At 50.4% G+C, this 375-nt stretch carries 1 protein-coding gene; it reads left to right on the top strand.

Features of this window, described 5'->3' with window-relative positions; translation table 11 throughout:
* On the top strand, positions 1-210 hold a 210-nt coding region (locus QWI17_RS00510; RefSeq protein ID WP_302720540.1), incomplete at its 5' end, for a hypothetical protein.
* Between the last annotated feature and the right edge of the window lie 165 nt (positions 211-375).

The raw sequence follows: 375 nt of genomic DNA, 5'->3' as shown, positions 1-375 counted from the left end.
AAGGCGACCGATATCACGCTGCCAGATTGCACCTTGTGTGGCCGTTGTGTTGAGTTTTGCCCGGACAAGGATGTGTTGCAGCTGCGTTATCTCAGTGTGCCTGTTTTTAGTTCCGGTCCTGCTTATTTCAAGCAACGGAAGAAAGCACAAACAGGCTGGGATAAAGTGAAACTGGTCGGCTTTAACCGGCAGGAAAAAGATAAGGTATGACGCCTGAATTTCTGGAGCTGGAACTGCTTGCTGCGGTTTTTACTGCCTTTGTCATAGGTCTGAGTTTTGGCAGTGGGCCGTGCAATCTTAGTTGTCTGCCTTATCTGGGGCCGGTATTACTTGGGCCGGCAGCACGTAAACCATTTCATGCGGTACTGCTGCCCT

This window comes from Gilvimarinus gilvus (genome assembly GCF_030518155.1).
Taxonomy (GTDB): Bacteria; Pseudomonadota; Gammaproteobacteria; order Pseudomonadales; family Cellvibrionaceae; genus Gilvimarinus; species Gilvimarinus gilvus.
This window is presented reverse-complemented; position numbering and strand designations above follow the sequence as displayed.